Origin of the sequence: Serratia surfactantfaciens (genome assembly GCF_001642805.2) — a bacterium.
Classification (GTDB): domain Bacteria; phylum Pseudomonadota; class Gammaproteobacteria; order Enterobacterales; family Enterobacteriaceae; genus Serratia; species Serratia surfactantfaciens.
The window spans coordinates 1227867-1252716 of the sequence record NZ_CP016948.1; the positions used below are offsets into that span (position 1 = coordinate 1227867).

Annotated in this window: 28 protein-coding genes, 4 tRNA genes and 1 pseudogene; 20 read left to right on the plus strand and 13 right to left on the minus strand. The window is 56.5% G+C overall.

All coding sequences use genetic code 11. The annotated features are described in order from the left end of the window. Nucleotides 1-26: 26 nt before the first annotated feature. Nucleotides 27-386, minus strand: a complete 360-nt coding sequence (locus tag ATE40_RS05765; protein ID WP_019456461.1) for a hypothetical protein — start codon at nt 384-386, stop codon at nt 27-29. Nucleotides 387-910: 524 nt separating this feature from the next. On the opposite strand from ATE40_RS05765, the gene ATE40_RS05770 reads away from it, so the two are divergent. Both ATE40_RS05770 and ATE40_RS05775 read left to right on the plus strand, forming a co-directional pair. Beyond that, entirely contained in the window at nt 911-1246 is a 336-nt protein-coding gene (locus tag ATE40_RS05770; RefSeq protein ID WP_019456462.1) for a hypothetical protein, read from the plus strand. Nucleotides 1247-1422: 176 nt separating this feature from the next. Further along, nucleotides 1423-1854 (plus strand): hypothetical protein, encoded by a 432-nt coding sequence (locus ATE40_RS05775; RefSeq protein ID WP_019456463.1) that lies wholly within the window; start codon nt 1423-1425, stop codon nt 1852-1854. A 17-nt stretch (nt 1855-1871) separates the two neighbouring features. Here ATE40_RS05775 and ATE40_RS05780 read toward each other — a convergent pair whose 3' ends face one another. Together ATE40_RS05780 and ATE40_RS05785 are read right to left on the minus strand one after the other, a co-directional pair. Next, nucleotides 1872-2213 (minus strand): GlpM family protein, encoded by a 342-nt coding sequence (locus tag ATE40_RS05780; protein WP_019456464.1) that lies wholly within the window; start codon nt 2211-2213, stop codon nt 1872-1874. 122 nt (nt 2214-2335) lie between these two features. Continuing rightward, nucleotides 2336-2560 carry a DUF2594 family protein gene (locus ATE40_RS05785; RefSeq protein ID WP_004927950.1) on the minus strand — a complete coding sequence of 75 codons (225 nt, stop codon included), beginning with the start codon at nt 2558-2560 and terminating at the stop codon, nt 2336-2338. Nucleotides 2561-3263: 703 nt separating this feature from the next. Here ATE40_RS05785 and uvrY point away from each other — a divergent pair. The 10 genes and pseudogenes from uvrY (at nt 3264) to ATE40_RS05830 (ending at nt 9148) form a co-directional block, all read left to right on the plus strand. Then, a complete protein-coding gene (gene uvrY / locus ATE40_RS05790; protein WP_025160332.1) occupies nt 3264-3920 on the plus strand; it encodes a UvrY/SirA/GacA family response regulator transcription factor in 657 nt (218 codons plus the stop codon). Then, complete coding sequence (gene uvrC, locus ATE40_RS05795) at nt 3913-5745, plus strand: excinuclease ABC subunit UvrC (RefSeq protein WP_063919176.1); 1833 nt, start codon at nt 3913-3915, stop codon at nt 5743-5745. The genes uvrY and uvrC overlap by 8 nt, the downstream gene beginning before the upstream one ends. A 58-nt stretch (nt 5746-5803) precedes the next feature. Then, nucleotides 5804-6352 (plus strand): CDP-diacylglycerol--glycerol-3-phosphate 3-phosphatidyltransferase, encoded by a 549-nt coding sequence (gene pgsA, locus ATE40_RS05800; protein WP_025160331.1) that lies wholly within the window; start codon nt 5804-5806, stop codon nt 6350-6352. 144 nt (nt 6353-6496) lie between these two features. Further along, nucleotides 6497-6572 (plus strand) — tRNA-Gly (locus tag ATE40_RS05805). 227 nt (nt 6573-6799) lie between these two features. Then, complete coding sequence (locus ATE40_RS24905) at nt 6800-6940, plus strand: hypothetical protein (RefSeq protein WP_019456469.1); 141 nt, start codon at nt 6800-6802, stop codon at nt 6938-6940. 21 nt (nt 6941-6961) lie between these two features. Then, a pseudogene (locus ATE40_RS05810) lies at nt 6962-7675 on the plus strand (alpha/beta hydrolase family protein); the annotation flags it as partial. A gap of 83 nt (nt 7676-7758) precedes the next feature. Next, nucleotides 7759-8094, plus strand: a complete 336-nt coding sequence (locus ATE40_RS05815; RefSeq protein ID WP_063919177.1) for a TfoX/Sxy family protein — start codon at nt 7759-7761, stop codon at nt 8092-8094. A 90-nt stretch (nt 8095-8184) separates the two neighbouring features. Continuing rightward, complete coding sequence (locus ATE40_RS05820) at nt 8185-8637, plus strand: hypothetical protein (RefSeq protein ID WP_019456471.1); 453 nt, start codon at nt 8185-8187, stop codon at nt 8635-8637. A gap of 341 nt (nt 8638-8978) precedes the next feature. After that, nucleotides 8979-9052, plus strand: a tRNA-Cys gene (locus ATE40_RS05825). Nucleotides 9053-9062: 10 nt separating this feature from the next. Next, a tRNA-Leu gene (locus tag ATE40_RS05830) sits at nt 9063-9148 on the plus strand. A gap of 158 nt (nt 9149-9306) precedes the next feature. Here ATE40_RS05830 and ATE40_RS05835 read toward each other — a convergent pair. Beyond that, nucleotides 9307-10647 (minus strand): anaerobic C4-dicarboxylate transporter, encoded by a 1341-nt coding sequence (locus ATE40_RS05835; RefSeq protein WP_019455908.1) that lies wholly within the window; start codon nt 10645-10647, stop codon nt 9307-9309. Between the two features lie 236 nt (nt 10648-10883). Here ATE40_RS05835 and ATE40_RS05840 point away from each other — a divergent pair, with 236 nt between their 5' ends. The 3 genes from ATE40_RS05840 (at nt 10884) to ATE40_RS05850 (ending at nt 12277) form a co-directional block, all read left to right on the plus strand. Next, entirely contained in the window at nt 10884-11336 is a 453-nt protein-coding gene (locus ATE40_RS05840; protein ID WP_019455888.1) for a PaaI family thioesterase, read from the plus strand. A gap of 142 nt (nt 11337-11478) precedes the next feature. Further along, nucleotides 11479-11760 carry a hypothetical protein gene (locus ATE40_RS24030; RefSeq protein ID WP_071892059.1) on the plus strand — a complete coding sequence of 94 codons (282 nt, stop codon included), beginning with the start codon at nt 11479-11481 and terminating at the stop codon, nt 11758-11760. Beyond that, on the plus strand, nt 11726-12277 hold the full coding sequence (locus ATE40_RS05850; RefSeq protein WP_025159957.1) for a hypothetical protein: 552 nt from the start codon (nt 11726-11728) through the stop codon (nt 12275-12277). Before ATE40_RS24030 ends, ATE40_RS05850 begins: the two co-directional genes overlap by 35 nt. A gap of 67 nt (nt 12278-12344) precedes the next feature. Here the strand turns inward: ATE40_RS05850 and ATE40_RS05855 are convergent, their stop codons facing one another. The 6 genes from ATE40_RS05855 to etsA form a co-directional block, all read right to left on the minus strand. Next, nucleotides 12345-12614: a hypothetical protein gene (locus tag ATE40_RS05855; protein WP_033646469.1), complete on the minus strand. Its 270-nt coding sequence runs from the start codon at nt 12612-12614 to the stop codon at nt 12345-12347. Between the two features lie 103 nt (nt 12615-12717). After that, entirely contained in the window at nt 12718-12846 is a 129-nt protein-coding gene (locus ATE40_RS24990; RefSeq protein ID WP_255428177.1) for a hypothetical protein, read from the minus strand. A 150-nt stretch (nt 12847-12996) separates the two neighbouring features. Continuing rightward, nucleotides 12997-14499: a glycine betaine/L-proline transporter ProP gene (proP, locus tag ATE40_RS05860; protein ID WP_004927916.1), complete on the minus strand. Its 1503-nt coding sequence runs from the start codon at nt 14497-14499 to the stop codon at nt 12997-12999. A 413-nt stretch (nt 14500-14912) separates the two neighbouring features. Further along, complete coding sequence (gene etsC, locus ATE40_RS05865) at nt 14913-16280, minus strand: macrolide efflux RND transporter outer membrane subunit EtsC (RefSeq protein ID WP_063919179.1); 1368 nt, start codon at nt 16278-16280, stop codon at nt 14913-14915. 3 nt (nt 16281-16283) lie between these two features. Next, nucleotides 16284-18221, minus strand: a complete 1938-nt coding sequence (locus ATE40_RS05870) for a MacB family efflux pump subunit (protein ID WP_063919180.1) — start codon at nt 18219-18221, stop codon at nt 16284-16286. Continuing rightward, a complete protein-coding gene (gene etsA, locus ATE40_RS05875) occupies nt 18218-19408 on the minus strand; it encodes a macrolide efflux RND transporter periplasmic adaptor subunit EtsA (RefSeq protein ID WP_462933309.1) in 1191 nt (396 codons plus the stop codon). Before etsA ends, ATE40_RS05870 begins: the two co-directional genes overlap by 4 nt. Nucleotides 19409-19639: 231 nt before the next feature. Between etsA and cho the strand changes: the two genes are divergently transcribed. The 5 genes from cho to ATE40_RS24995 all read left to right on the plus strand — a co-directional run bounded on the left by cho (nt 19640) and on the right by ATE40_RS24995 (nt 22011). Next, nucleotides 19640-20488, plus strand: coding sequence for an excinuclease Cho (gene cho, locus ATE40_RS05880; RefSeq protein WP_063919599.1), 849 nt, complete (start codon nt 19640-19642; stop codon nt 20486-20488). Nucleotides 20489-20600: 112 nt separating this feature from the next. Further along, nucleotides 20601-20697: transfer RNA gene (locus ATE40_RS05885), tRNA-OTHER, on the plus strand. Nucleotides 20698-20883: 186 nt separating this feature from the next. Further along, nucleotides 20884-21183, plus strand: coding sequence for a sigma-S stabilization anti-adapter protein IraP (locus tag ATE40_RS05890; RefSeq protein WP_019455879.1), 300 nt, complete (start codon nt 20884-20886; stop codon nt 21181-21183). Nucleotides 21184-21306: 123 nt separating this feature from the next. Further along, nucleotides 21307-21810 carry a YlaC family protein gene (locus tag ATE40_RS05895; RefSeq protein WP_015377412.1) on the plus strand — a complete coding sequence of 168 codons (504 nt, stop codon included), beginning with the start codon at nt 21307-21309 and terminating at the stop codon, nt 21808-21810. A gap of 69 nt (nt 21811-21879) precedes the next feature. Further along, nucleotides 21880-22011 (plus strand): hypothetical protein, encoded by a 132-nt coding sequence (locus tag ATE40_RS24995; protein ID WP_015377413.1) that lies wholly within the window; start codon nt 21880-21882, stop codon nt 22009-22011. A 62-nt stretch (nt 22012-22073) separates the two neighbouring features. Here the strand turns inward: ATE40_RS24995 and ATE40_RS25000 are convergent, their stop codons facing one another. From ATE40_RS25000 to ATE40_RS05905, 3 genes are all read right to left on the minus strand, one after another. Next, the gene (locus ATE40_RS25000) at nt 22074-22202 is read right to left on the minus strand and encodes a hypothetical protein (protein ID WP_019455877.1); all 129 of its coding nucleotides are present in this window, start codon (nt 22200-22202) and stop codon (nt 22074-22076) included. 240 nt (nt 22203-22442) lie between these two features. Next, nucleotides 22443-24164, minus strand: a complete 1722-nt coding sequence (locus tag ATE40_RS05900; protein ID WP_019455875.1) for a potassium/proton antiporter — start codon at nt 24162-24164, stop codon at nt 22443-22445. A 283-nt stretch (nt 24165-24447) separates the two neighbouring features. Continuing rightward, the gene (locus ATE40_RS05905) at nt 24448-24672 is read right to left on the minus strand and encodes a hypothetical protein (RefSeq protein ID WP_019455874.1); all 225 of its coding nucleotides are present in this window, start codon (nt 24670-24672) and stop codon (nt 24448-24450) included. Between the last annotated feature and the right edge of the window lie 178 nt (nt 24673-24850).

Sequence of the window (24850 nt, forward strand, 5' to 3'; positions counted from 1 at the left end):
TTTCAGTCTGAACCACGCTCGCTGCATCACCACTGCGGCCAATAGTAGGTTTTCTCCCGCCAGCCCTTGCCGTACATGCAGGCTTCGATGGTGGCGTCTCGAGCGGATTTATTGCGATCGGTCTGCACCGTTTTAATTGACGGCTCCTTGTCATAACGGTATCCCGATGGGCAATCTTTCTTATTCTTCTCGCAAGGAATGTATTTGTTTTCGTAGCTGAACTCCACGTCCCGCACCACATCCGGCGGGAAGCGATCGTAGCCGCGGCTGCGGCATTCGGCATATTCGGCATCCCGGGTACTCTCAACTGCGCCAGGCCTTTCCCATTGTGTGCAGGCAGTCAGCATCAATAACGGCAAAACAATCAAATAACGACAATTCTTCATAGTGTCCCTAACTCTTTCTTTATCCTGAGGACGCGGTCTAGGAATATTCCCAACCTGCGACACAAAAAAGTGTAATCAACTGGAGCGATAATTGGAAATGATAATAGTTATTGTTTAGGTGTGATTGAGGAAACGCGAGCATCGATAGATGATGCAGATGGGGGCGGGAGGTCTGCAGGAATCAGTGATCTGATGATGTGGGCAGGAGGCAGGCCCGGTAATTTTATCCCTTCTCTTACGCCGTCATGATCCGGTTACTGTGTGAACGTTAGGGTGATTCGGTATAATATGCAGGCTAAGCATTTTCTTATGCGATTTCACTATTATTTTTGTTTAGGATATTTACCCATGCCAAAGATTTAATTCACGGTATTAATACTCTATTTTTTTATTTCGGTTTTTTTATTGTGGTTTTATTTTCAGATTTTCTCCATAAAAGTCTTTTTAGTTATAGGGAATTCATTTGCATTTTAAATTTGGATTTTTTAAATTCATTCCAGATGAAGGATAACCGTTAGTGACAGATGCAAAAAAAGGAGTTTATTTTGCCTGGGATAAAGAAAACGTCTGAAAACCATGACGGTTTACCTTCAGCATCAGAGGATTATGATACATTTAAGTACCTCGCTGACGTCGGCGCCGTGTTGGGATATGGGCGAACCCGTTTTTATCAGTGGTGTCGCGGGCGCGGGTTTCTTACGCCGATGAATGTCCCATCACATGAAATGATCAGTCTGGGATATATGGTGGCCGTGCTGTCGGAGAGTGGCCATACCCGGGTTTACGTCACGCCGGATGGTTTTAGTTACGTCAGCGGCGCATTGGCGGCAGATATCCAACGCGGTATGGTCAAGTTATAATTTCGTAAAAACCGTCTTTATTTCAATGTTTTTAATACAGAATCTTCTTATCTTCACTGGTCATGGATGGAGACTGGGAAGTTATCCTATTTTTTCATCTCTGCGGCATTAGCACTACGGGTGGCCGCTATTCTCTTGTTACGATGAGCATTATTTTCTTCAGGAGCCAAGCAAGGATGAAGCACTACGCCGCGTTGTTTTTTGCCTCTGTACTGTTGACGGGATGTACGACCCAGGCCGTGCCGCCGCAGCAGGCCGAATTACCCCCCCCAAGCCGTCTGCTGCTCTATCAAAATATTCCGGATACACCTTATGCCACGGTGGTCGTCGTGCGCGACAGCGGCATGCTGGCGGGCAGTTGCCGCACTGGCGTCTATGTGAATGGCGAGTTCGCCGCTTCGCTGGGCGCGAAAGAAAAAGCGGAGTTTCGCGTGCCGACGGGCAATACGTCGATCAGCATCGGGCAAGATATGATCGAGAATCACCTGTGTATTTGGCGTGATACCGGCGGCAACGTGCCAATGACGCTGCGCGCCGGTGAGAGCCGCTACCTGCGTATCGCCGGCGACCGGCAGCGCGGTTTCGTTTTGCAGGCGGGGCGCCCGTAATCGCCGAGGCAAGGGCGTTAACGCCCTTGCCACCATCCCCAGAGCGTGATTAATAGCCACGCCGCTGCAATCCAGCACAGCACTGCTGCCCCTAACGCGACGGACAACCGCAGGCTGTTAATCAGAAAATACAGCGAAATCAAATACACCAGATATGGCAGCACCGCCCACATGCCGAAAATCAGCGTGGTTTTCAGAGCCGCAATTGAACGTTCATTGCCGACAATGTAGTGGGCAATCAGGGCGAAAGTGGGGAAGAGCGGGACTAAACCGGCGATATAATAGTTGCGCGTTTTGGCCAGCAGGCCAATCAGAACCACGACCAGCGCGCCGATCAGCGCTTTGACAAGAATGCCCATAATGGTCTCGGGTGTCGGGGGAATGCCAACACACTGCCCGAAAGCCTGAGCAAGATCAACGGGGTGAGGCTGAGCTTGGGGAAAAGCAGACCCGCATGTAACGCGGGTCTGAGGCGCAACGCTTACTGACGGTAAGCGTGCTTGATTTGCTGAATGCTGTTCTTGAAGATTTCTGCCTGGGTCGGATCTTCAATCTGGGCAATGAAACGTTCCATGTTGATGATGACTTTCCCGGCGTCGGCCTGGCCGATCGATTTCAGGATCAGCGTCAGCGTGGCTTTGAGGCAGGCAACCTCGGTTGCCAAGATTTCCGGGTTTGCAGACGTAGTGAAATCAACGTTGCTCATTTTTTCTCCTGATTTTTTTGAGGCCGTAGCCTGATACAAACTGCTTTGGCGCACCGCGCGCGGGCTAAGAAAGGTTGCTCCAGGCACGGCGGCGAATTTAACTGGGCGCGGAGTATAGCATAGCATGTGCCCGCCATCTGCACCGGGCTTGTTTGGGTCGCATCCCGGGGCAAAACTCGCTCACTGCATGACCGAACCATTCAATTATCGACAAGTTATTTCGAGACGGTTAACAAGTATTTGTCCGGCGCGTCATTGTTGAATCCTTGGGGTTATTATAATTATCTTGGGCTGATGGCGCTGATTTCGCCGGCATTCAGCGGGAATAATAGTTTTGCACTCAGGGGGGCAGGTTCCCATCAGTAGTGGTTCTTCCTTCGCCGTTAAATATCAAATGATTACAAAGAACCGGCAACCGTGTTAATATTATTCATGTCGTGATTGCTTACACAGATTTCCCCTTGCGGCATGATTGTCAGGCTATCCTGTATGCGGCGCAGCGAAATTATTTTATCCGGCCAATGTTTCCCCGCGTGACGATTTATCGGCGGCATAGACGGCTAAAATTGAAAAATCAGCTCTGCTCCGCAAAGTTATTCGGCAGTATGTATTAATCTGTGTTCATTCTTGTCTGAAAAACAAGTAATATCTCTGGCGAAAACAGAGGCTGATTGCGTTACTCCCTTTTTTTGGAGATTTTTCCTTGATTAGCGTTCTTCTTGTTGATGACCACGAACTGGTGCGCGCAGGGATACGACGCATTCTTGAAGATATCAAAGGTATAAAAGTTGTCGGTGAGGCCCAGTGCGGTGAAGACGCCGTTAAATGGTGCCGTGGCAACGCTGTCGATATCGTGCTGATGGACATGAATATGCCGGGCATTGGCGGGCTGGAAGCCACGCGCAAGATTGTGCGCTATGCACCCGACGTCAAAGTCATCATGTTGACTATCCATACTGAAAATCCCTTGCCCGCGAAGGTGATGCAGGCAGGTGCCGCCGGCTATCTGAGCAAGGGCGCCGCGCCGCAGGAAGTGGTTAACGCCTTGCGTTCCGTGCATGCGGGGCAGCGCTATATCGCGTCTGATATCGCCCAGCAAATGGCTCTTAGCCAGCTGGAGCCGCAGGCTGAAACGCCGTTCAGCTGCCTGTCTGAGCGCGAGCTGCAGATCATGTTGATGATCACCAAAGGCAAAAAAGTGAATGAGATCTCGGAGCAATTGAGTCTCAGCCCGAAAACGGTGAACAGCTACCGTTACCGCATGTTCAGTAAGCTGAATATCAGCGGCGACGTCGAACTGACCCACCTGGCCATCCGACATGGATTGTTCAATGCGGAGACGTTGTTAAGCAGTGAATGATCGTTTCGATGCCAAAGCCTTCCTGAGTACCGTCACCAGCCAGCCCGGCGTCTACCGTATGTACGACGCCACGGGCACGGTGATCTACGTCGGTAAAGCCAAAGACCTGAAAAAACGTCTCGCCAGCTATTTTCGGCAGCAGGTCAGCAGCCGTAAAACCGAGACGCTGGTTAAAAATATCGCGCAAATAGACGTAACGGTTACCCATACCGAAACCGAAGCGCTGCTGTTGGAACATAACTACATTAAATTGTACCAACCGCGATATAATGTTCTTTTGCGAGACGATAAATCTTATCCGCTGATTTTTCTCAGTGCGGATACCCATCCCCGTTTGGCGGTGCATCGCGGCGCCAAACACGCCAAGGGCGAATATTTCGGTCCTTTTCCCAATTCTTACGCCGTGCGCGAAACGCTGGCGTTGCTGCAGAAGCTGTTCCCGATCCGTCAGTGCGAAAACAGCGTGTATCGCAACCGGTCGCGGCCGTGCCTGCAGTATCAGATTGGCCGCTGCCTGGGGCCTTGCGTCGCCGGCCTCGTGAGCGAAGAAGAGTATCGGCAACAGGTGGATTATGTGCGGCTGTTCCTTTCAGGTAAGGATCAGCAGGTGTTGCACCAGCTGATTGCGCGCATGGAAGAAGCCAGCAAGCTGCTGAATTTCGAAGAGGCGGCGCGCATTCGCGATCAAATTCAGGCCGTGCGCCGCGTCACCGAACGGCAGTTCGTGTCGGGCGATAGCGACGATCTGGACGTGATCGGCGTGGCGTTCGACGCCGGTATGGCCTGCCTGCATGTGTTGTTCATCCGTCAGGGCAAGGTGCTGGGCAGCCGCAGCTATTTCCCTAAGGTACCGGGCGGCACGGATATGGGCGAAGTCGTGCAAACCTTCGTCGGCCAATTTTATCTGCAGGGCAGCCAGGCGCGCACGCTGCCCGGCGAGATCCTGCTGGATTTCAGCTTGCCGGAAAAAGATCTGCTCGCAGAATCGCTCTCCGAGTTGGCGGGGCGAAAAATCCAGATCCAAAGCAAACCGCGCGGTGACCGCGCTCGTTATCTGAAGCTGGCGCGCACCAATGCGGCAACGGCGTTGACCACCAAGCTGTCACAGCAGTCGACGATCCATCAGCGGCTGGCTGAATTGGCCAAAGTGCTGAACCTGACGGAAATCAACCGTATGGAGTGCTTCGACATCAGCCATACCATGGGGGAGCAAACTGTGGCCTCGTGCGTGGTGTTTGACGGTAATGGTCCGGTGCGCGCGGAATATCGGCGCTACAATATTAGCGGCATTACACCCGGCGATGATTATGCGGCGATGACGCAGGTGCTGAAGCGCCGCTACGGCAAAGTGCTGGAAGAGAAGAAGATCCCGGATGTCATTTTCATCGACGGCGGCAAAGGGCAGCTTGGCATGGCGATCGAGGTGTTCAAATCGCTGAATGTGACCTGGGACAAGAACAAACCGCTGCTGATCGGCATCGCCAAAGGCGCGGATCGCAAGGCCGGATTAGAGACGTTGTTCTTCGTGCCGGAAGGCGAGGGGATTTCGCTGCCGCCGGATTCGCCGGCGCTGCATGTGATCCAACACATCCGCGATGATTCACACAATCATGCGATTACCGGTCACCGGCAGAGAAGAGCGAAAGTCAGAAATACCAGCGCACTGGAGCTGATTGAGGGCGTAGGGCCGAAACGGCGCCAGGTGCTGTTGAAGTATATGGGCGGACTGCAACCTTTGTTGAACGCCAGCGTGGAGGAAATTGCAAAAGTGCCGGGTATTTCACAAGCATTGGCAGAAAAGATCTACAATGCATTGAAACACTGAGGGCAATGTAGCAACATACTCTTAATTTCCACTCTAGCCAGATAGTTACCGTAGCATTATGCAATTGAATATACCGACTTGGCTTACCCTGTTTCGCGTAGTTCTGATCCCATTCTTTGTGCTGGCGTTTTATCTGCCGTTCAGCTGGGCTCCGATGGTATGCGCCGTTATCTTTGTGTTTGCCGCTGTCACCGACTGGTTTGACGGCTTTCTGGCACGCCGCTGGAAACAAACGACGCGCTTCGGGGCGTTCCTGGATCCGGTCGCGGACAAAGTCATGGTGGCGGTGGCGCTGGTGCTGGTGGCGGAGCACTACCACAGCTGGTGGATCACGCTGCCGGCGGCGACCATGATCGCCCGTGAAATCATCATTTCGTCGCTGCGCGAGTGGATGGCGGAGATCGGCAAACGCAGCAGCGTGGCGGTGTCCTGGATCGGCAAAGTGAAAACCATGGCGCAGATGATGTCGCTGGTGGGCTTGCTGTGGCGCCCGGATCGTTCCGTCGAGTATGTGGCGTTCGGTTTGCTGTATATCGCGGCGGTGCTGACTTTCTGGTCGATGTTCCAATATTTGAATGCAGCGCGCAACGATCTGCTGGAACCGTGATCGATACGCTGCAAAAAGCGGCAAACGATCGTGATGGGCCAACAATTTTATTGACTCATCACGTCAGGTAAGTAGAATGCATCGCATCAGACGACAACGATGAATTGCCGAAAGATAGCAAAGAAATCAGTCAGTTCTGGTAATGCGGGAATAGCTCAGTTGGTAGAGCGCAACCTTGCCAAGGTTGAGGTCGCGAGTTCGAGCCTCGTTTCCCGCTCCAAATATTGGCCTGTTGAATCCCAGTGATTCGACAGGCAAGCGAAAAGGGGCTTCGGCCCCTTTTTCGTTTTCTTTTTTAGCGCCGTTCGCTAAACCTTTCTTCAATTTCCCATATCGATTATTGACCCTCCTCACGTTATCTCTCCCGCTATCTTCATACTGCTGGCTGCGCCCGTTAAACGGTGAAAGAATGAGCGGCAGAATTTTGGCTATGCCGGGAGCAGCGCCATGCAGGAAGAAACTCACGCGGCGTATGAAACGATCCATTTTATCGCAGCGGACGGCTATGCGCTGAGCGGCAGCTACTTTCCTGCCCCATGCGGTAATAAAACGCCGGTGCTGATTTGCCCCGCCACCGGCGTTAAGTAAGGGTTTTATTATGCCTTCGCGCAGTGGCTGAGCGAGCAGGGGCACCCGGTTATGGTGTTCGACTACCGGGGCATCGGCGCTTCTCTGGTGGAATCGCATGTCCGACACTCTAAAGCCCGCAAGCAGGATTGGGGTGAGCGGGATATGCCGGCAGCGCTGAACTGGCTGCTGGCGAAAACCGCAGCGCAACAGGCGCATGTGATCGGTCATAGCGCCGGCGCTCAGCTGGTGGGGTTGATGCCTAACCACCAAGCGGTACGCAGCCTGACGGCGGTCTCCGCCTCCTCCGGCTATATCGGCAATATCCGTTGGCCTTTCAGGGCGACGGCGATAGGCTTGATGTGGGGCTATATTCCGCTTTCGGTACGGTTGCTCGGCTACGCGCCGGCAAAGTGGTTGGGGTGGGGGGAGGATCTGCCCGCCGGCGTCGCACGGCAATGGGCCGCTTGGTGTCGGCGGCCAGGCTACGTGGAAAACTCATTTGGTACGGAAATCCAACGTCATTATTATGAAGCGTTTCAGGCACCGATCGCCGTGGTTACCGCAGCCGATGACGTGTTGGTAACGCCGTGCAGTATTGCAGACTGGCTGCGGCTATTGCCCAATGCGCGACATAAGGTTCACTTGCTGCACCCGGCGGAGACTGATGGCCGGGCGATAGGGCATATCAACATGTTCAGGCGCAGTCACGCTGTGCTTTGGCCGCGATTGATCGCAGGGTTATCGGCAAAGTGAAGCGTTATGTCGGTATGAGAAAGAGCGTCTGCGGGGGGCTGGCCGCTGCTGGCGATGGACCACTATAGGAAGAAGGGGGGCCGATGGCCTCAAAACCGAGTACGGTAGAATTTATCATCGGCAATATTTCTGTGTCGGATACGGTTTCGGCAAAGAAGATGTTCGGTGAGTATGGCATTTATTGCGGCGAGAAACTGGTCGCGTTGGTGTGCGATGATCGATTGTTTATCAAACCGACGGCGGGCGGCAAAACGCTCCTGAACGACGGTTTAGAGGCGGCGCCTTATCCTGGCGCAAAGCCTTGCTTTCTGATCCCTGAAGAGCGCTGGGAGGATAGCGCCTGGCTTTCCCAATTAGTCTCTGTGACTTACGCCCAGTTGCCGGTACCCAAGAAAAAAGCATCGAAGAAATCCAATTGAATGGCGCGGAGCCACCTTTTACACGGCAGTCTACCCATTTCACCATTACTGTCGGTATCTTGGGGCCGCGCATAGCGCATAGGAGGCGGTATGGAATCCGGTGCTATAAGGCATCTGGTGAGGACGGCGGCGGCATGCATGTTATTTTTCGGTCTGATTGCACCGCCGTTAGGGGGCGTTATCATGTTGCTGCTGATGACGTTCGGCAGCGGCGAACTGGCGGAAATGGGCCGTTTCGACGCCGGAGATATGCTGGGCATGGTGGGGTTTATCGGGGCTTTTTCTTACGCGATTGGTTTTTTGCCGGCATGCTTGGTGGGGGCTATCGTCGGTATCGCCCATCCTGGCATCAGCCGGTTGCGATGGTTTCTGCTGTTATGCGCGCTGCTGTCCGCCGTTGCGCCCGGTTTGCTGAATGTCGAACAGCGCATTTTTGGCGCGATTGCGGTCTTGCCGGGGATAATCACCGGTTTTTTATGGTGGCGCAGGAGATTGCGAGCAGCCTCTAACCAGGATATTTTGCCCGGTACGCCATGGCAATAAACAAGCGCCCCAACAGTCTGAACGAGAAAAAATCGCCGATTTGCCCGTGAACTTCTGAGCCGATGCATATAAAATCAACATTCCGCTTGCCTTTGCGTCGGCATTGTGAACAGTGCGCCCACAAAATAAGCAGTTGAAAGCGTTAGAGAACTTTTTGCTATTTCGAGGGGTTGCCAAGGTAGGGGGTTTAGTCCATAATGCAGTCCATCGATTCGGCGGTAACGAAACAAATCGCTTGAGAATCAGATGATTAGGTTAAGCGGTTTCAGCATCGCAGACCAAAAGAATAAAACGAAGCGGGTGATTCACCGGCTTTAGCCTGAAAAGGCAAACAGAATAAAGGCGCGTTAACAAAGCGGTTATGTAGCGGATTGCAAATCCGTCCAGTCCGGTTCGACTCCGGAACGCGCCTCCAACTTTCCCGAGCCCGGGTGGTGAAATCGGTAGACACAAGGGATTTAAAATCCCTCGGCTTATGGCTGTGCGGGTTCAAGTCCCGCCCCGGGTACCAGGGAATAAAAATACCGAATAATCAAAGCAATAAGTAGTAATGTCGTAGACCGCCGAGAGGCGGTTTTTTTGTGCCTGAAATTCGCATTATACCTGCATCCTTTCTTGTCGTGCTGCCACCCTGCCTGCACGGAGCCCCGCAGGGCTCCGAAGTACAACTCATAAGAAACCGAACGCTGCGGCGAGGATCCAGCCGAAGACGCAGGAGACGCTGACGCCGATCAGGCCGGGCAGAATAAAGCTGTGGTTGATCACGAAGCGGCCGATACGGGTAGTGCCGGAGCGGTCAAATTGGATCGCCGCCAGATCGCTGGGGTAGGTCGGCAGAATGTAATAGCCGTAGCAGGCCGGCGCCGAAGCGACGATATAGGCCGGGTTGACGCCGATCGCCAGCGCGACCGGCACCAGCGCCGCCAGTGCGGCGGCCTGTGAATTGACGAACTTCGACACCAGCAGCAGGATCAGCGCATAGGCCCAGGGGTACTCTTTCACCAGCACGCCCAGCGTGGCCTCTATCTGCGCCAGATGGGCGCCAAACATGGTTTCTGCCATCCAGGCGACGCCATACACCGCCACGATGGCGATCATGCCGGAACGGAACACTTCATTTTTAGAGATCGACGCCGGATTGGTGCGGGTGATGATAACGATCAGCGCCCCGGCCATCAGCATACACATCTGGATCACCAGGACCATGGAGAGCGGTTTGCCGCCGAAGTTGGGCCGCAGGTCGGAAAAGGCTCCCAGCACCGCCACCAATGCGATGGTGGCGAGGAAGATCCACATGGCGATCCAGTTGCTGCGCGGCAGCACCCGATCCAGCAGGGTGGCGGCGTCGCCATAGACGTAGCGATGGTTCTCCGGCACTGAGATAAATTTTTGGAACTCGGGATCTTTGTCCAGGTCTTTGCCGCGGAACCAGCTGAAGATGCCGATCGCCAGAATGCCGCACAGGGTTGAGGGAATGGTGATCGACAGCAGATCGAGGAATTCCAGATGGCGGCCATTAAAGGTGTAGCTGCTGAGCATCGCCACCAGTGAGACCACCGCCACCGAGACCGGGCTGGCGATAATGCCCATCTGCGCGCCGATCGAACTGGCGGCCATCGGCCGTTCCGGGCGGATATTATTTTTGATCGCCACGTCATAGATGATAGGCAAGATGGTGTACACCACATGCCCGGTGCCGCACAGGATAGTGAGAATGCAGGTGACGAACGGTGCAATGATCGAAACATAGCGCGGGTTACGCCGCAGCATCCGTTCGGCTATTTGCAGCATGACGTCCAATCCGCCCGAGGCCTGCAGGGTGGCCGAAGCTGCAACCACCGCAATGATCACCAGCATCACGTCTACCGGCGGTTTGCCGGGCTGCAGGTGAAAGCCGAACACCAGAATCATCAAACCGATACCGCCCAGCAACCCCAGCGCGATGCCGCCCTTACGCGCCCCATACAGCAGGCATGCCAATATAACCGCTAATTGCAGAAAGAAATCCATGATAGATGCGCCTTAATAATGTTGAACTTAACTGCGTTCAGTTTCCGGCGGCGCTTACAGCAGAAAGTTGTTTTAAATCTATAGTCATGAATAAATTGTGGTTATTAACCCTAAAGAGTGATAGCGGTCACATTCGAGCATCGGAAACGCGGCTGACTGACGTCATCAGCACGAAAAAGCAAGCCAACAGGTCAGACCTCTCCTATATGACGGGTTTACCACCAGAGGAGAAAACTATGGATCCGACCAAAATGACAGGATTGGCGTTATTACAGGCTGCGATGGCCGGCAAGATCCCACCGGCTTCAATCGCTGAAACGGTGCCCATGAAACCGGATGCGGTTGAAGAGGGCTATATCCGCATCGTGGCGCGGGCTGACGAACGTCACCTGAATCCGCTGGGAGGCGTTCATGGCGGCTTCGCCGCCACGGTTCTGGATTCGGTGACCGGTTGCGCGGTGCACAGCACGCTGGCTGCGGGGATTGGCTATGGCACTGTCGATCTGCAGGTTAAAATGTTGCGCCCTGTGCCGAAGGGAATTGATCTGATCGCCGAGGGGCGCCTGGTCTACACATCGAAGAATGTCGCGTTCGCTGAAGGCACGCTTAAAACGACGGAAGGGAAGCTGTTGGCTTCGGCAACCGCCACTTGCTTTATCATTCGCCCTACCGGGCAAGCGCCGCAATAACCTGTCACTTATCAGGCCCGGGATTAATCATCCGGGGCCTGATGCCTTTCTCTTCGGCTGCATATCACGCGGTGGCGCAATGGCGGGCGCGATGCGTCATTGTGGTCTAGTATTCTTGGGTAAAAATTTTATCGGAGTGAGTATGCAGCCGCATAAAGAGGTTGAGTTTGATCATGAGCTTTGTCTGGCGATCGGCAGGGCCGTATTGGACGTGGTGGCGCAGGGGGAAGAAACCAGCGCGCCGACAGTCATGGGCGCCATCGAGCGGTCGGTGGCGCAGGGGTTGAATGATGAGGAAACCGCTATCGCCGACGACGCTCTGGATTTGATGGCTCGTTTGATCCACCGTTGTGGATTGACTCATCCGACAGGCGGAGAGGATGCTTCCCATGCATTGGTTGAATTTCAAGCGTTACAAGAGTGAGGTTGCCAAACAGGCTGTGCCGCCGCATCTGAATGCGGCCGAATTCGCACGACATTACGCGGCTCAGCCGCAGGCGAATACGGATGAATACTTCTCGTTGAGCGGGGAGATATGTTGGGATGCGGTCGTGCTTTGCGCCTATCGCTCCGGGGCACTCAGCAAGGCGAAATATAAGCAGCTGTGGCTGACGGTATTCGATAAACAATACAAACATTTCGTCAGCCCGGAAGATACCGAGATCCGCACCAGTGCAGAGATGCTGCGCGCTCCGCAGGGCTGCTTTATCGGCATATTCTCCCTGCGCGACGCGGCGGCTCCCCGTTTGCTGCATGCGATGATCGGCACCGGTGCGGGCTTTGCCGCAGGCAATAAAAATCTTTGCATCGGCGTGGGCGGCGCGGTCGGCTGGGAAAATCTCAACCTGGCGCGCGATCTGCGCTGGCAGCCGGAAGGCGGCTTTTTACGCCAGGGCGACAACGAAGTGCTGCGCATTTTTTATCGGCCTTTCCCCGCCTGACCCGGCCAGCATGCTGCCCGAAATAAAAAACCGCCGTCCGGCGGTTTTTTATTGGTGACCATCGCCCTTATTTGAAACCACCGTTGCGAATGAACTCGAGACCAGCGGCGGTGATCCGCGTTTGATGCGGATCGATGTCATAGTTGTTCTCGTCGATATCGCTCATTACATAGGCCTGTATCAGCCCCTTGGTTTTGAGATAGGCGAAGGGATCGGCGAAGGCGTGCGGGCTGGTGGCGTCTTGCTTCCACAGCTCGTAGGTTTTTTCATCCAGCGTGCCGGGGTGATTGGCGGCCAGCCGGGTCAGGATCTGATTGTAGAATGCATAGTCGGTCATGATGCGGTCCTCTTTATCGCGAGCGACAGTCTCGGAAAATGACGGTAACGTCTTTCAATCATAGTCGATGTTTGCTCATCGCCCGTGTTGCCGCGTACGCAGGCTATCCTCGTTGGCTTTCAATCCAGTGAAACAGACGAGAAATGGTGAAGGTGATATCGCCGATGTTGAACAGTGCGCCGAGCCACAGGGTTAGCATAACCAGGATGCCAATGATGACGGGAAGATCCATCTTGCTCATGATCAGGTGCTTCATCAATAAAGAGTGTGGTTCAAAGCGTATCATCAATCCTGATTGCCATAAAATGCGCTGCGCGTTGTTTCGCGTGAAACCCATGTAAAAAAGCCACCCAAGCGGGTGGCTTTTGCCTTTCAGCGCCGATCAGTCCAGCTTGGGATGCTGGTCGATCAGGATCTGCTTTTTCTTTTCCAGTTCGGCGATCTGCGCGTTGATGTCCTCGACTTTCTGTTCGATGTTGTCGTAGGTCTCCTGCAGCAGCTCTTTCGCTTCGGTACGGTCAGATGCCGCCGGCGTCGCGCCGCGTAGTGGCTTGTTGGCAGTTTCTTTCATGTACAGACCGGTGATAAGACCGATTACCGCCACAACCATCAGGTAGTAGGCCGGCATGTACAGGTTGCCGGTCGCCTCCACCAACCAGGCGGCAGCGGTTGGCGTTGCACCGGCGATCAGCACCGAAATGTTGAACGAAATCGCCAGCGCGCTGTAGCGGATGTGCGTTGGGAACATCGCCGGCAGAATGGACGCCATCACCCCGGTGAAGGAGTTGAGCAGCACCGCCAGCACCAGCAGGCCGACGAAGATCAGGCCAATCACGTTGCTGTTGATCAGAATGAAGCACGGGATCGCCAGCGCCAACAGGCCAATGCTGCCGCCGATAATGAACGGCTTGCGGCCGATGCGGTCGCTGGTCAGGCCGATGACCGGCTGCACGAACAGCATGCCGATCATGATGGCGATAATGATCAGAACGCCGTGATCTTCCGAGTAGTGCAGGTTATGCGACAGGTAGCTCGGCATGTAGGTCAGCAGCATGTAATAGGTCACGTTGGTGGAGATCACGATACCGACACACACCAGCAAACTTTTCCAATGTTTGGCCGCGATCTCTTTGAACGAGGTTTTCGGCGGATTTTCGATGGCGTTGCGGTCCTCTTTCTCCATCTTGTCCACGTGCTGCTGGAACGCCGGGGTTTCTTCCAGCGCATGGCGCAGATAGAGACCGATCAGGCCCAGCGGTGCGGCGATGAAGAACGGGATACGCCAGCCCCAGTCGAGGAAGTTGGCTTCACCGACGATGCTGGAGATCAGCACCACCACGCCGGCACCCATCACAAAGCCGGCGATGGAGCCGAAGTCCAGCCAGCTGCCCATAAAGCCGCGTTTGCGGTCCGGCGAGTACTCGGCGACGAAGATCGCCGCACCGGAATATTCACCGCCGACGGAGAAGCCCTGTGCCAGCTTGGCCAGCAGCAGCAGGATCGGCGCCCAGATGCCGATCGACGCATAGGACGGGATCAGGCCGATACAGAAGGTGCTGACCGCCATGATGATAATGGTGACCGAGAGAACTTTTTGCCGGCCGAACTTGTCGCCCATGGCGCCGAAGAACAGACCACCGAGCGGACGCACCAGGAAGGGCACGGAGAAGGTCGCCAGCGCGGCGATCATTTGTACGCCGGGAGAGGCGCCGGGGAAGAAGACCTGGCCAAGCGCATAGGCGACAAAGCCGTATACGCCGAAGTCGAACCACTCCATCGCGTTGCCCAGGGCCGCCGCGGTGATCGCCTTCTTGAGTTTGCTGTCATCGATGATGGTGATGTCGTTAATGTGCATCGGTTTATGTCGTTTTTTTCTTAACTTCATATAATCATCCCTTAATGAATTATTCGTTGTTCGTGAAAGCGTAATCTCCGTTCACTGTTGTTTTCGAGTTATCAAATCGGCTAATCGAATCGCGATTCAAGACGATCCATTATCCACATTTAAGTTGTGATGTGGATCGCAAAATAACCTCGCTTATGCCGATGTTATGTCATTTAGGTGACTAATTATTTTGCATCTATAGCTTAACGTTATATCTTGCGGCGATCAAATCCAGCAGTTTAACTTAAGTGTTTGCACCGATTTGGTGCGAGATTGGTCTAATAATTGCGCGATCTGGCGATTTTTCGTCTGATTGACGATGCTTCAAGTATAGAGAGTGCGGGAGATAAAACAGGAAAAATTGATGTGTTTGCCGTCAAAAAAGACCCGGCCCGATGGCCGGGCCGGTTGGATTATGGCGCCGACGAACCGCCGAATTCCAGATAGATTTTCGCCAGATTCTGGTACTGCGCGAAGCGGTTTTCGTCTACCGCCAGTTCCGCCTGACGACGTTGCTCCTGAGCGTTGAGCCAGTCGGTAATGGTGACGGCGCCCTGTCGGTAGCGCACCTCGTTCAGCCGCTCCGATTTGCGCGCCAGCGCCAATGAAGCCCGCAACTGCGTCTCCTGCGCCAGCAGCTGCGTACGCAATGACAGTGCGTTGTTCACGTCGCCCATCGCTTTGTACAGCGCCTGCTTGAACGCCAGAACCTGCTGTTCATAGTCGTTGCGGGCGATCTTGATATCCACGCCCATTTGCCGCCATTGCAGGAACGGCAGCGTCAGACTGGCGCCGAGGCTGCCCGTCGGGTTGCGCAGGAACTCCAGTAGCGCACTGCTGCTGGCACCCAGCGAGCCGGTCAGGCTGAACGCGGGATAGTATTGCAGCCGTTTCTCGTCGACGTTGGCCAGCGCGGCGCGCAACCGCAGCTCTTTAGCGCTGAGGTCCGGGCGGCGGCTCAAGACGCTGGCGGGAATGCCGGTGTTGATCTGCGGCATCGCCGCCGTCGGCAGACGTGCGGGGGCGATGGTGGCCTGGCCTGAAGGCGCACCCAGCAGCACCGCCTGTTCATTCAGCGCCTGTTGGCGTTCGTGCTGCAATGCCAGCAGCCGGCTTTCCTGCGTCAGCAAGCTTTGCTCCGCGTTCACCACGTCCAGCGCCGAGATGCTGCCGGCGCGGTAGCGGGCGTTGGCCAGCCGCAGGGTTTCTTTGGCGTAGGCGATGCTCGCCCGGCTGACGTCGATCTGCTGATTGAGGAAGCCGATGCGCCAGTAATTGGTGGCCGCGTCGGCCAGCAGCGTCAGGCGCGCCGTCTGCAGATCCTGCTCGGAAGCCTGGCTGGCCCACTCGGCGGCGTCGCGCTGGCGCGCCAGTTTGCCCCACAGATCGACTTCATAGCTCGTAGAGAGAGAGGCGCTGCTGGTTTTGTTCCAGGCGGAGGATTCGGACAGCGGGCGATTGATGCCGCTCGTCAACGAAGCGCTGATGCTGGGCGCGGTGCTGATGCCGACGCGTTCCGCTTCGAGCCGCGCGCGGTAAACGCGCAGCACGGCGAGGGCCAAATCGTTGTTGCTCGCCATCACCTGTTGCAGCCAACGATCAAGCTCGGGATCGTGGAAATCACGCCAGTCGAACGGCGTCGGCGCGGCATTGTCTGCCGCGTGCTGCCAGCCCGCCGGGTAATTGACCTGCGGTGCCTGGTAGTCGCTTTTCAGGGCATTGCCGCAGCCGGCGGTGAGCAGGGCGGCGAGGCTTAGCGCCAGGGGGGATAAAATTTTCATGGGTTACTCGCTGGCCAATGAAACGACCGGATCCATCCTTGCCGCTTTGCGGGCGGGGAGATAACCGAAGATCATGCCGATTAAGGTTGAACAGAAAAACGCCGTTGCGGCAGCTTGCCAGGAATAGATGGCGGTGAACATGCCGCCCGCCAGCGAGGTGAACAGCGACCCGGCGGCGAGCGACAGCGCAATGCCCAATGCGCCGCCGATCAGACAGACCAGCACCGCTTCGATCATGAACTGTTGCATGATGTCGCTGCGCCGCGCGCCGACCGCCATGCGCACGCCGATTTCGTGGGTGCGTTCGGTCACCGAAACCAACATGATGTTCATCACGCCGAGGCTGCCGATCACCAGCGAGATCGAGGCTACCATCAGGATCAGCAGGCTGAGCGTCATCGAGGTGCGCTCGATCGACTTACGGAACTGATCGCGGTTGAAGGTCATGAAATCCTTGACGCCGTGGCGCTGGGTCAGCAACTGCGTGATGGCGCTGACGGCGGCGTCGCTGGCGACGTCATCCTTCAGCCGCACGGTGATGCCGCTGAGCGTGGTTTTGCCGACCATGCGGTACATCACCGTACTGTAGGGCATCCAAACGCTGATGCGGTTGGGCGCGTAGTTGCGCTCGCTTTTGGCGACGCCGACCACTCGCGCCGGCACCGAGCCGAGAAACACGATCTGGCCGAGCGGCTCGACGCCGAAGTCGCCGAACAGCGCCTGGCGCGCGTTGTCGTCGATGATCACTTCCTGCAGCGCGTTGCGATCGTCGCGGAAGGTGACGCCTTGCACCAGCGTGATGCCGTTGACGCGGAAATAGTCGCGCCCGACGCCGGTGATTGACGCGGTGGCGGATTTGCTGCGAAAACGGATGCTGTCGGACGCGCTGACTTCCGGGCTGACGCTGTCGACGAAGCTTTGCTGCGCCAGGGCGTCGGCGTCGGCCGGCACCAGGGTGCGGATGCTGTCGATGGCGTCGTCGAAGAAGTCGCGCCCCGGATAGATGCTCACCACGTTGGTGCCGAGCCCTTTGATATTCTCCAGCGTGCGTTGCTTGGCGCCTTCGCCCAACGCGACGACCGTGACCACGGCGGCGATGCCGAAGATGATGCCGGTCATGGTCAGCGCGGTGCGCAGGCGGTGGGCATTCATCGCCTTCAGCGCCATATGCAGCGATTCGCGGGTGCGGTCGATAAGACTTTGCCAGCCGCTTTGCCGGCTGCGGTTCGGCGACGGCAGCGAAGGACCGGGCGCTGACTGGCGGCCGCTGTCAGCGATGATTTCGCCGTCCCGCAGCTCGATGACGCGCTGTGCATGCTGCGCCACTTTCATGTCGTGGGTGACGATCACCACGGTGTGGCCGCGCTGATTCAGCTCACTGAGGATCGCCAGCACTTCCTGGCCGGATTGGCTGTCCAGCGCGCCGGTCGGTTCGTCCGCCAAAATGATCTCGCCGCCGTTGATCAGCGAGCGGGCGATGCTGACGCGCTGCTGCTGGCCGCCGGAAAGTTGACCAGGCTTATGGTCTTCGCGTCCCTCCAGGCCTAACCGCGCCAGCAGCTGCGCTGCGCGCCGCCGCCGCTGATCGCGCCTGTCATTGGCATAAATCGCCGGGATCTCGACGTTGCCCAGCGCGCTGAGATCGGGCATCAGGTGATAGCGCTGGAAGATGAAGCCGATATGCTCGCGGCGCAAGCGGGCCAATTCGTCAGGCGACAGATGGGCGGCGTTCTGGCCGCTGATGTAGTAGTCGCCGCGATCCGGCACGTCGAGACAGCCCATGATGTTCATCAGCGTCGATTTGCCGGAACCGGAGGCGCCGATGATCGCCACCAGTTCGCCGGCGGCGATGGTCAGATCGATGTCTTTCAACACCGTCAACGCCTGGCCGCCGTTGGTGTAGGTTCGGCTGATGCCTTTTAGCTCGATGATCGCGTTCACAGGAAGAAGCCATCCTCAGCCGATTTGGCGGCAGGCTGCGACAGCACCACGGCCTCACCGGCTTTCAGACCGCTGAGGATCTGAATGTCGACGTTGTTGGTGATGCCGGTGGTCACTTCGCGCGTTTCCAGCCGCTGGTCTTGGGTCAGCACCTGTACCTGCTGCACTTTCCCTTCGGTTTTATGCACCGCCTGGATCGGCACCAGCAGGGCGTTCTTCGCTTCGCCGAGCAGCAAGGAAACCTGCGCGGTCATGGCGATGCGCAGGCGATTTTCCGGGTTAGGTACGTCCAACAGCGCGTTGTAATAGACCGACGCATTCGAGGTGCCGGAGCCGGACGCGGAGCTGGTGCCGGCGAGAGAATCGTCTTTCATCACCGATTCCGGCGCCAGTTCGATGGTGCGCAGCGTGGCGTCGTAGCGTTTATCCGGATCGGAGAAAATCGTGAAGTATGCCTTTTGCCCTGGCGAAATGCGGGTGATGTCGGCTTCGGAGATCTGCGCCTTGATAGTCATCATATCCAGCCGCGCCAGCTTGACGATGGTCGGCGCGCTTTGGCTGGAGTTGACTGTTTGCCCCTGTTGCGTGACCACGGCGATGACGATGCCGTCCATCGGCGCGACCACGCGGGTATAGCCCAGATCGATCTTTTTCTTGTCGACGTCAATCTGCGCCTGTACCAGGCGCGCATTGAGCGAAAGCTGTTCGGCGCGGGTGGTAGCGAGCGCGGTTTCGGCGGTTTCGAAGTCTTCACGCGAGCTGGCTTCGTCGCTCAGCATGCGGCGTTGGCGTTTGAAACGTGATTCCGCCTGTTTCAGCTGCGCCTGTTTGGCCTGCAGCTCGGCTTTGATCACGTTTAGCGCCGCTTCGGCGTTGCGCAGATCGTTGCGCTGTTGCAGGTCGTCGATGTCGGCGATCGGCTGGCCTTTGGTGACGCGATCGCCCAGTTTGACCTTCAGCGATTTGACCTCACCGGAGACTCGCGCACCGACGTTGACGCGTTCGACGGCGTCCAGCCGCCCGGTGGCCAGTACGGCGTTTTCGATATCGCCCAGCCGGGCCGGTGCGGTAACGTAATCCTGTTGCGGCGGGCGTTGCCAATAGATGGCCAACGCGACAGCGACGGCGATGAAAACGATGACGGCGACCAACGCCAGGCGGCGGGAGGAGAGTTTCAGTGATGGCATACCCAGGTTTTCCATAACGATAAAAGCGGCGGTTCCAGTCTGCCATCATGGCAGCGCCAGCTTGAACTGGCGCTAAACGTCAGGCGCTTTCCCGCTGGAAAGGGGATAGTAAAGGCTTTCTCGCTAAAGATCACGGCGAGTTACTATCCGTTGGGTGTGCAACCGACGGCGATGGGCGTTATACTGGGTAAAAAACCAGTATTCATTTATCAGCAGGATGACACCGCCGCCATGATGCCGAACCGCCTCGAGCCTGAACTCGATATTTACCAATACCCGGAGCACCTGCGCGCTTGCCTGGCGTCGTTGCCCAAGGGGCCGGGCGTGTATGTGTTCCATGGCCAGAGCGAAAGCCTGCCGCTTTACATCGGCAAAAGCGTCAACGTACGCAGCCGGGTGATGGCGCATTTTCGCGCGCAGGACGAGGCTAAAATGCTGCGTCAAACCCGGCGCATCAGCTTTATCGAAACCGCCGGCGAATTGGGGGCGTTGCTGCTGGAGGCGCAGCTGATCAAGCAGCAGCAGCCGCTGTTCAACAAACGCCTGCGGCGTTCGAAGCAGCTGTGTGCGCTGCGTTTGCTGGCGGGGAACGTGACGATAGCGCATGCCAAAGAGATTGATTTCGCCGTCACGCCCGATCTCTACGGGCTGTTCGCCAATCGCCACGCCGCGTTGGAAAAGCTGCGCGCCATCGCTGACGAGCATCGATTGTGTTACGGCAAGCTGGGGATCGACAAGCTGCCCGCCGGGCGAGCCTGTTTCCGTTACAGCCTGCGCAAGTGCGCCGGCGCCTGCTGTGGCGTGGAGTCGGCGCAGGAACATGCTCTGCGGCTCAGCGCGGCGCTTGAACAGTTGCGCATCGCCTGTTGGCCGTTCGCCGGGCGCGTGGCGCTGGAGGAGCAGGGCGAGGCGCTGCGGCAGTACCATGTTATCCACAATTGGTTTTATCTGGGATCGGTCAGCAGCCTGGCGCAGGCGAAGTTGCTGCAGAGCGCGGCCAGCCACTTTGACAGCGATGGCTACAAGATTCTGTGCAAGCCGCTCATCGGTGGCGATTACCGGATTATTGCGCTGCCTTAATGCCGGAACGCTAGCGATTACCTAAGACTTATCCGTAAATGCATGACATTATGCTAAAAAAGCTTGAGTCCATAATGTTGTTATGGATAATGTCGCCCCGAAGCGAAGGAACGCGCTATTAACTCAGTTGGCAGAGTGATTGGTTTTATAATGGCTTGTTTTGGCTTGAAAATTGATAGACGCGGGTTCGAGTCCTGCATAGCGCGCCAGCTTTCTTTCCCTTCACCTCACCGCGTTTACCGTAAAGCGCACCCGGGTTGATTTGCACTATCGGCTCCTCGTTGGGATTTTCTGGTGTGCTTTACCGTAACCGCTGGCTTTCCTTCCTCTTTCTCTTTCGATCCTTTGCTAAACTGTAATCAGGCAGGCTGTCTGCCCGGCAACAGGAGGTCGATATGTCTCACTCCGAGCAACTGCAGGAGCTCTTGCAACGCGTCGCCGCCCTCGAGGCGAGGGAGAAAGCGCTGACCGCCGCATCCAACGCTTATCAGGCGATTATCACCACCATGTTGGGCAATATGGAGAAGGCCGAACGTGACCGGATCATTGCCATGATCGATCAGGCCCATGAAATCGCCTACGCCCGCGCCATTCAACGCAGCAACGAACCGCAAAAGCAAAAAATCAAACAGGCCGACGACGTCGCCCAGCGCATGTTCATGTTTGCGCAAGGCAAAGCCGCTCAGCCGCGCTGAAGCCGAACTATAACAGTTGCCGTCATTAAGTTGGCTAACTGATCTACCCGGCAAAACTGTACTTGTGTTACTTTTAGCGGTGAGATTTGATGGCAATGCTGTTTCCAGCATAAGGTTGTAACGATGGACGCGATTAAAAGCATCTTGGTTAAAGAGATTGAACAGATCAATCGGCGCGAGGGGCGCGACGGCAAGCCGCGTTTCAACAGCGAATTCGCCCGCACTCACCGCTATTTGTGCCTTGCCATGTTCGCCGGTTACTTCGCGGTGATCGCCGTGATGTATCAGGTGCCGTATATGGGGATGTATGCCTTCCTGGGCTTCACCGCCTTCGTGCTGTTCATGTTCGCCATGCTGCTGATCGAGATTCGGCCGGTGTATCGTTTCGAGGACATCGGGGTGCTGGATTTGCGGGTTTGCTACAACGGCGAATGGTACTTCACCCGCGCGCTGTCGCCTTATGCGGTGCAGCAGCTGCTGGATGAGCCGTCCATCGGCGCCGCGCTGAAACAGAAGATGCGAATCATCATCGGCAACAAGGGCGAAATCGATTTCTACGACGTGTACGACATGGCCTACGGAAAAAAGCCGCAGGATGAGCCGTCTCAGCTGGCGGCGGCGAACTGAAAGGTTTCCGGCCGGCGGCTTGTCGATTATACTCAGCGTTTGAACGTGAAGCAGAATAAGGACCAAGCGATGAGCGATGATATTTTCGATTTTGATATCGATGCCGAACTGGCGAAAGCCGAAGAAAAAGCGGCGCAGAAGGTAAAAGAGGTTCCTGAGTTCCTCGAGGACGAAGCGGACTGCGAAGGCTGCAAGATCTGATCGCCTGCCCCATAAAAAAAACCGCCGCGGCGGTTTTTTTTATGTCTGAGCATCGCGCGGCGTCAATCCAGCACGAATCCCCAGATCAGGAACGCCGCCACCAAAATCAGGCAAAGCGCGGACACCGTCACCAGTATTTTCCCCAGAATGTCTTTTTCTTGTTCCCGCTGCGTCACGTTGAAGTTATCCAATTAAAAGTCTATGGACCAAACCGGCGATGCCGAGATCGAGCGCCGCTACGCCCAGCGCCATGATCATTATCACCGAAAGAAATCGAGTCTTGCCGTTCACATCCCTAATCCCTGTCGGCGCCGTTATATCAAAGGGATATAATTTGGCGGCGCCGTACTGCATACATCGTGATAGAGATTAAGAGCGTTCTTAAGGCCAGAAGTTCCCTCATCTGATAGGCCGGCGCCTGAGCTGCAGCGTTAGTCGGTCACGATCCGCACGCCTATCTTGCTGACTTGATTGCCTTCCATTTCGGCGATGGTCCAGGTCAGACCGTCCCATTCCACCTGGTCGCCGATGACCGGTTCACCGCCGATCAATTGAATAACAAACTGGCCGAGCGTCTGCTGCTCATCCACGTCGTCTTGCAGATTGAGGCCATAGACCTGCGAGATATCGCTCAAACGGGCGTCGGACTGCAGGATAAAGTCGCCGAAGAACCGCTCATCGAGCGTCACGGCCGGCGCCTGGCTGAACAGCTTGCCGAGGATCGGCAGATCGTGCTCATGGCCGATAACGCACAGAATATCGTTCTCTCGCAGCCGGGTGCTGCCGCTCGGGTGCAGCAGTTCTTTGCCGCGGAACAGGGCGGCGATGCGGGTGTTGGGCGGCATTTTCAGCTCGCGCAGCGCCGCGCCGACGCACCAGTTTTCCGCCGAAAGTTGATAGACGAACTGCTCCCACTGGTTTTCCGGGTGCACGTCCAGCCCGACGCGGGAGATCGGCGTCAGCGCCGGCGGCACGATCACCTTGGCTTTTTTGGCGGCGAAAGACAGCGTGGTGCCCTGCAGCAGCAGGGAGACCAGCACCACGAAGAACGCCACGTTGAAGAACAGCTGGGCGTTGGGCAAGCCGGCCATCATCGGGAACACCGCCAGGATCACCGGCACCGCGCCGCGCAGGCCAACCCAGGAGATAAAGCCGCGCTCGCGCAGGGTAAAGCTGCGAAACGGCAGCAGGCCGATAAACACCGACAGCGGGCGGGCGAACAGGATCATCCACAGCGACAGCAGCAGGGCAGGGATGGCGATCGGCAGCAGCTCGTGTGGATTAAGCAGCAGGCCGAGCACCAGGAACATGCCGATCTGGCTGAGCCACGCCAGGCCATCGAAGGTTTGCACGATGCCGTGACGGTTGCGGATCGGCCGGTTGCCCAGCAGCAGGCCGCACAGGTACACCGCCAGAATGCCGCTGCCGTCCAGCGCGGTGGTCAGCGCGAAAATGAGAATGCCGCCGCTCACCGCCAGCAACGGATAGAGGCCGTCGGCCAGCTTGATGTGGTTGATCAGCGTCAGCAGCAGCCAGCCGCCGCCCAAACCGAAGACGATGCCCATGCCGAACTGCTGCATCAGATGCAGCGGGAAGGTCCAGCTCAGCGCGGTTTCCCCGGCGGCGATCATCGCAATCAACGTGATGGTGAGAAATACCGCCATCGGATCGTTGCTGCCGGATTCGATCTCCAGCGTGGCGCTAACGCGTTCGTTCAAGCCTTTGCCGCCGAGGAGCGAGAAGACTGCAGCGGCGTCGGTGGAACCGATGATGGCGCCGATCAGCAACCCCTGCAGCAGATCGAGATTGAACAGCCAGGCGGCGGCCATGCCGGTCAGGCCGGCGGTGATCACCACGCCAATGGTGGCGAGAGAGAGCGCCGGCCACAGGGCGACGCGGAAAGAGCTGACCCGGGTGCGCATGCCGCCGTCGAGCAGGATCACCGCCAACGCGAGGTTACTGACCAGATAAGCGACCGGGTAATTGCTGAAGACGATACCGCCTGGCCCGTCGACGCCGGCCAGCATGCCGATCGCCAGGAAGATCACCAGGATCGGAATGCCGAGCCGGGAAGAAAATGAGCTGAGCAGAATGCTTGCCCCCACCAGCACGGCACCGATGACGAACAAACTGTTAATGGTGCTGGCATCCAAAATATCGCTCTCCTGAGGCTGGGGGATAGGGGGCACTGCGCTGGTGTCGATGATAACGTGTTTAGTGGGTAAAACGCCAAGGCTGATTGCGAAAACAACCGATCAATTATTGCCCTTTGGTGCGATTAACCGAAGAAAGTGAGGGGAAGAGGGAGAATGCTGCCTTTTATCCAACATTATCAGTCTGCTGTATTTCTGCTTTGGCAACAATGCCCGATCGTGGCTGAGGGAAAAACCATTAAGCCCGCGCAGGCAGGCTTAATGGTTTGCAGGCGCGGCAGGGTTAATGGTCGAGCGATTCCAGCGCCCGCTTGATTAGCTCGGTCGCCAGCTTGCTTTCCGTTTCGGAAATGCCGTCGAGATTGAAGTTGGCGAGTTCAGTTACCAAAACGCTGCGTTCTTTGCCGCTGATCGAAGCGTCCAGCGCCGACAGCAGCCGGCCGAGGATCTTCAGCAAGGTGGCGTTTTCCGCTACGGCTTCCTCAGCCGGTGGGGTTTTATCGGTCATTCAAAATCCTCTCTGTCGTGACGGAAGGGAGAAACAGCTAGCGCCATCGAATATATCAAGCGGTCGCGCAGCCCCTCGGGGGTGTTGAGCCCAATCGCTACCGTAAGGCAGGGATCCGGATTTCTACTTATGCATTGCAGTTATAACGCCTAGGTTATCTATGCAGCCGTATCACTTT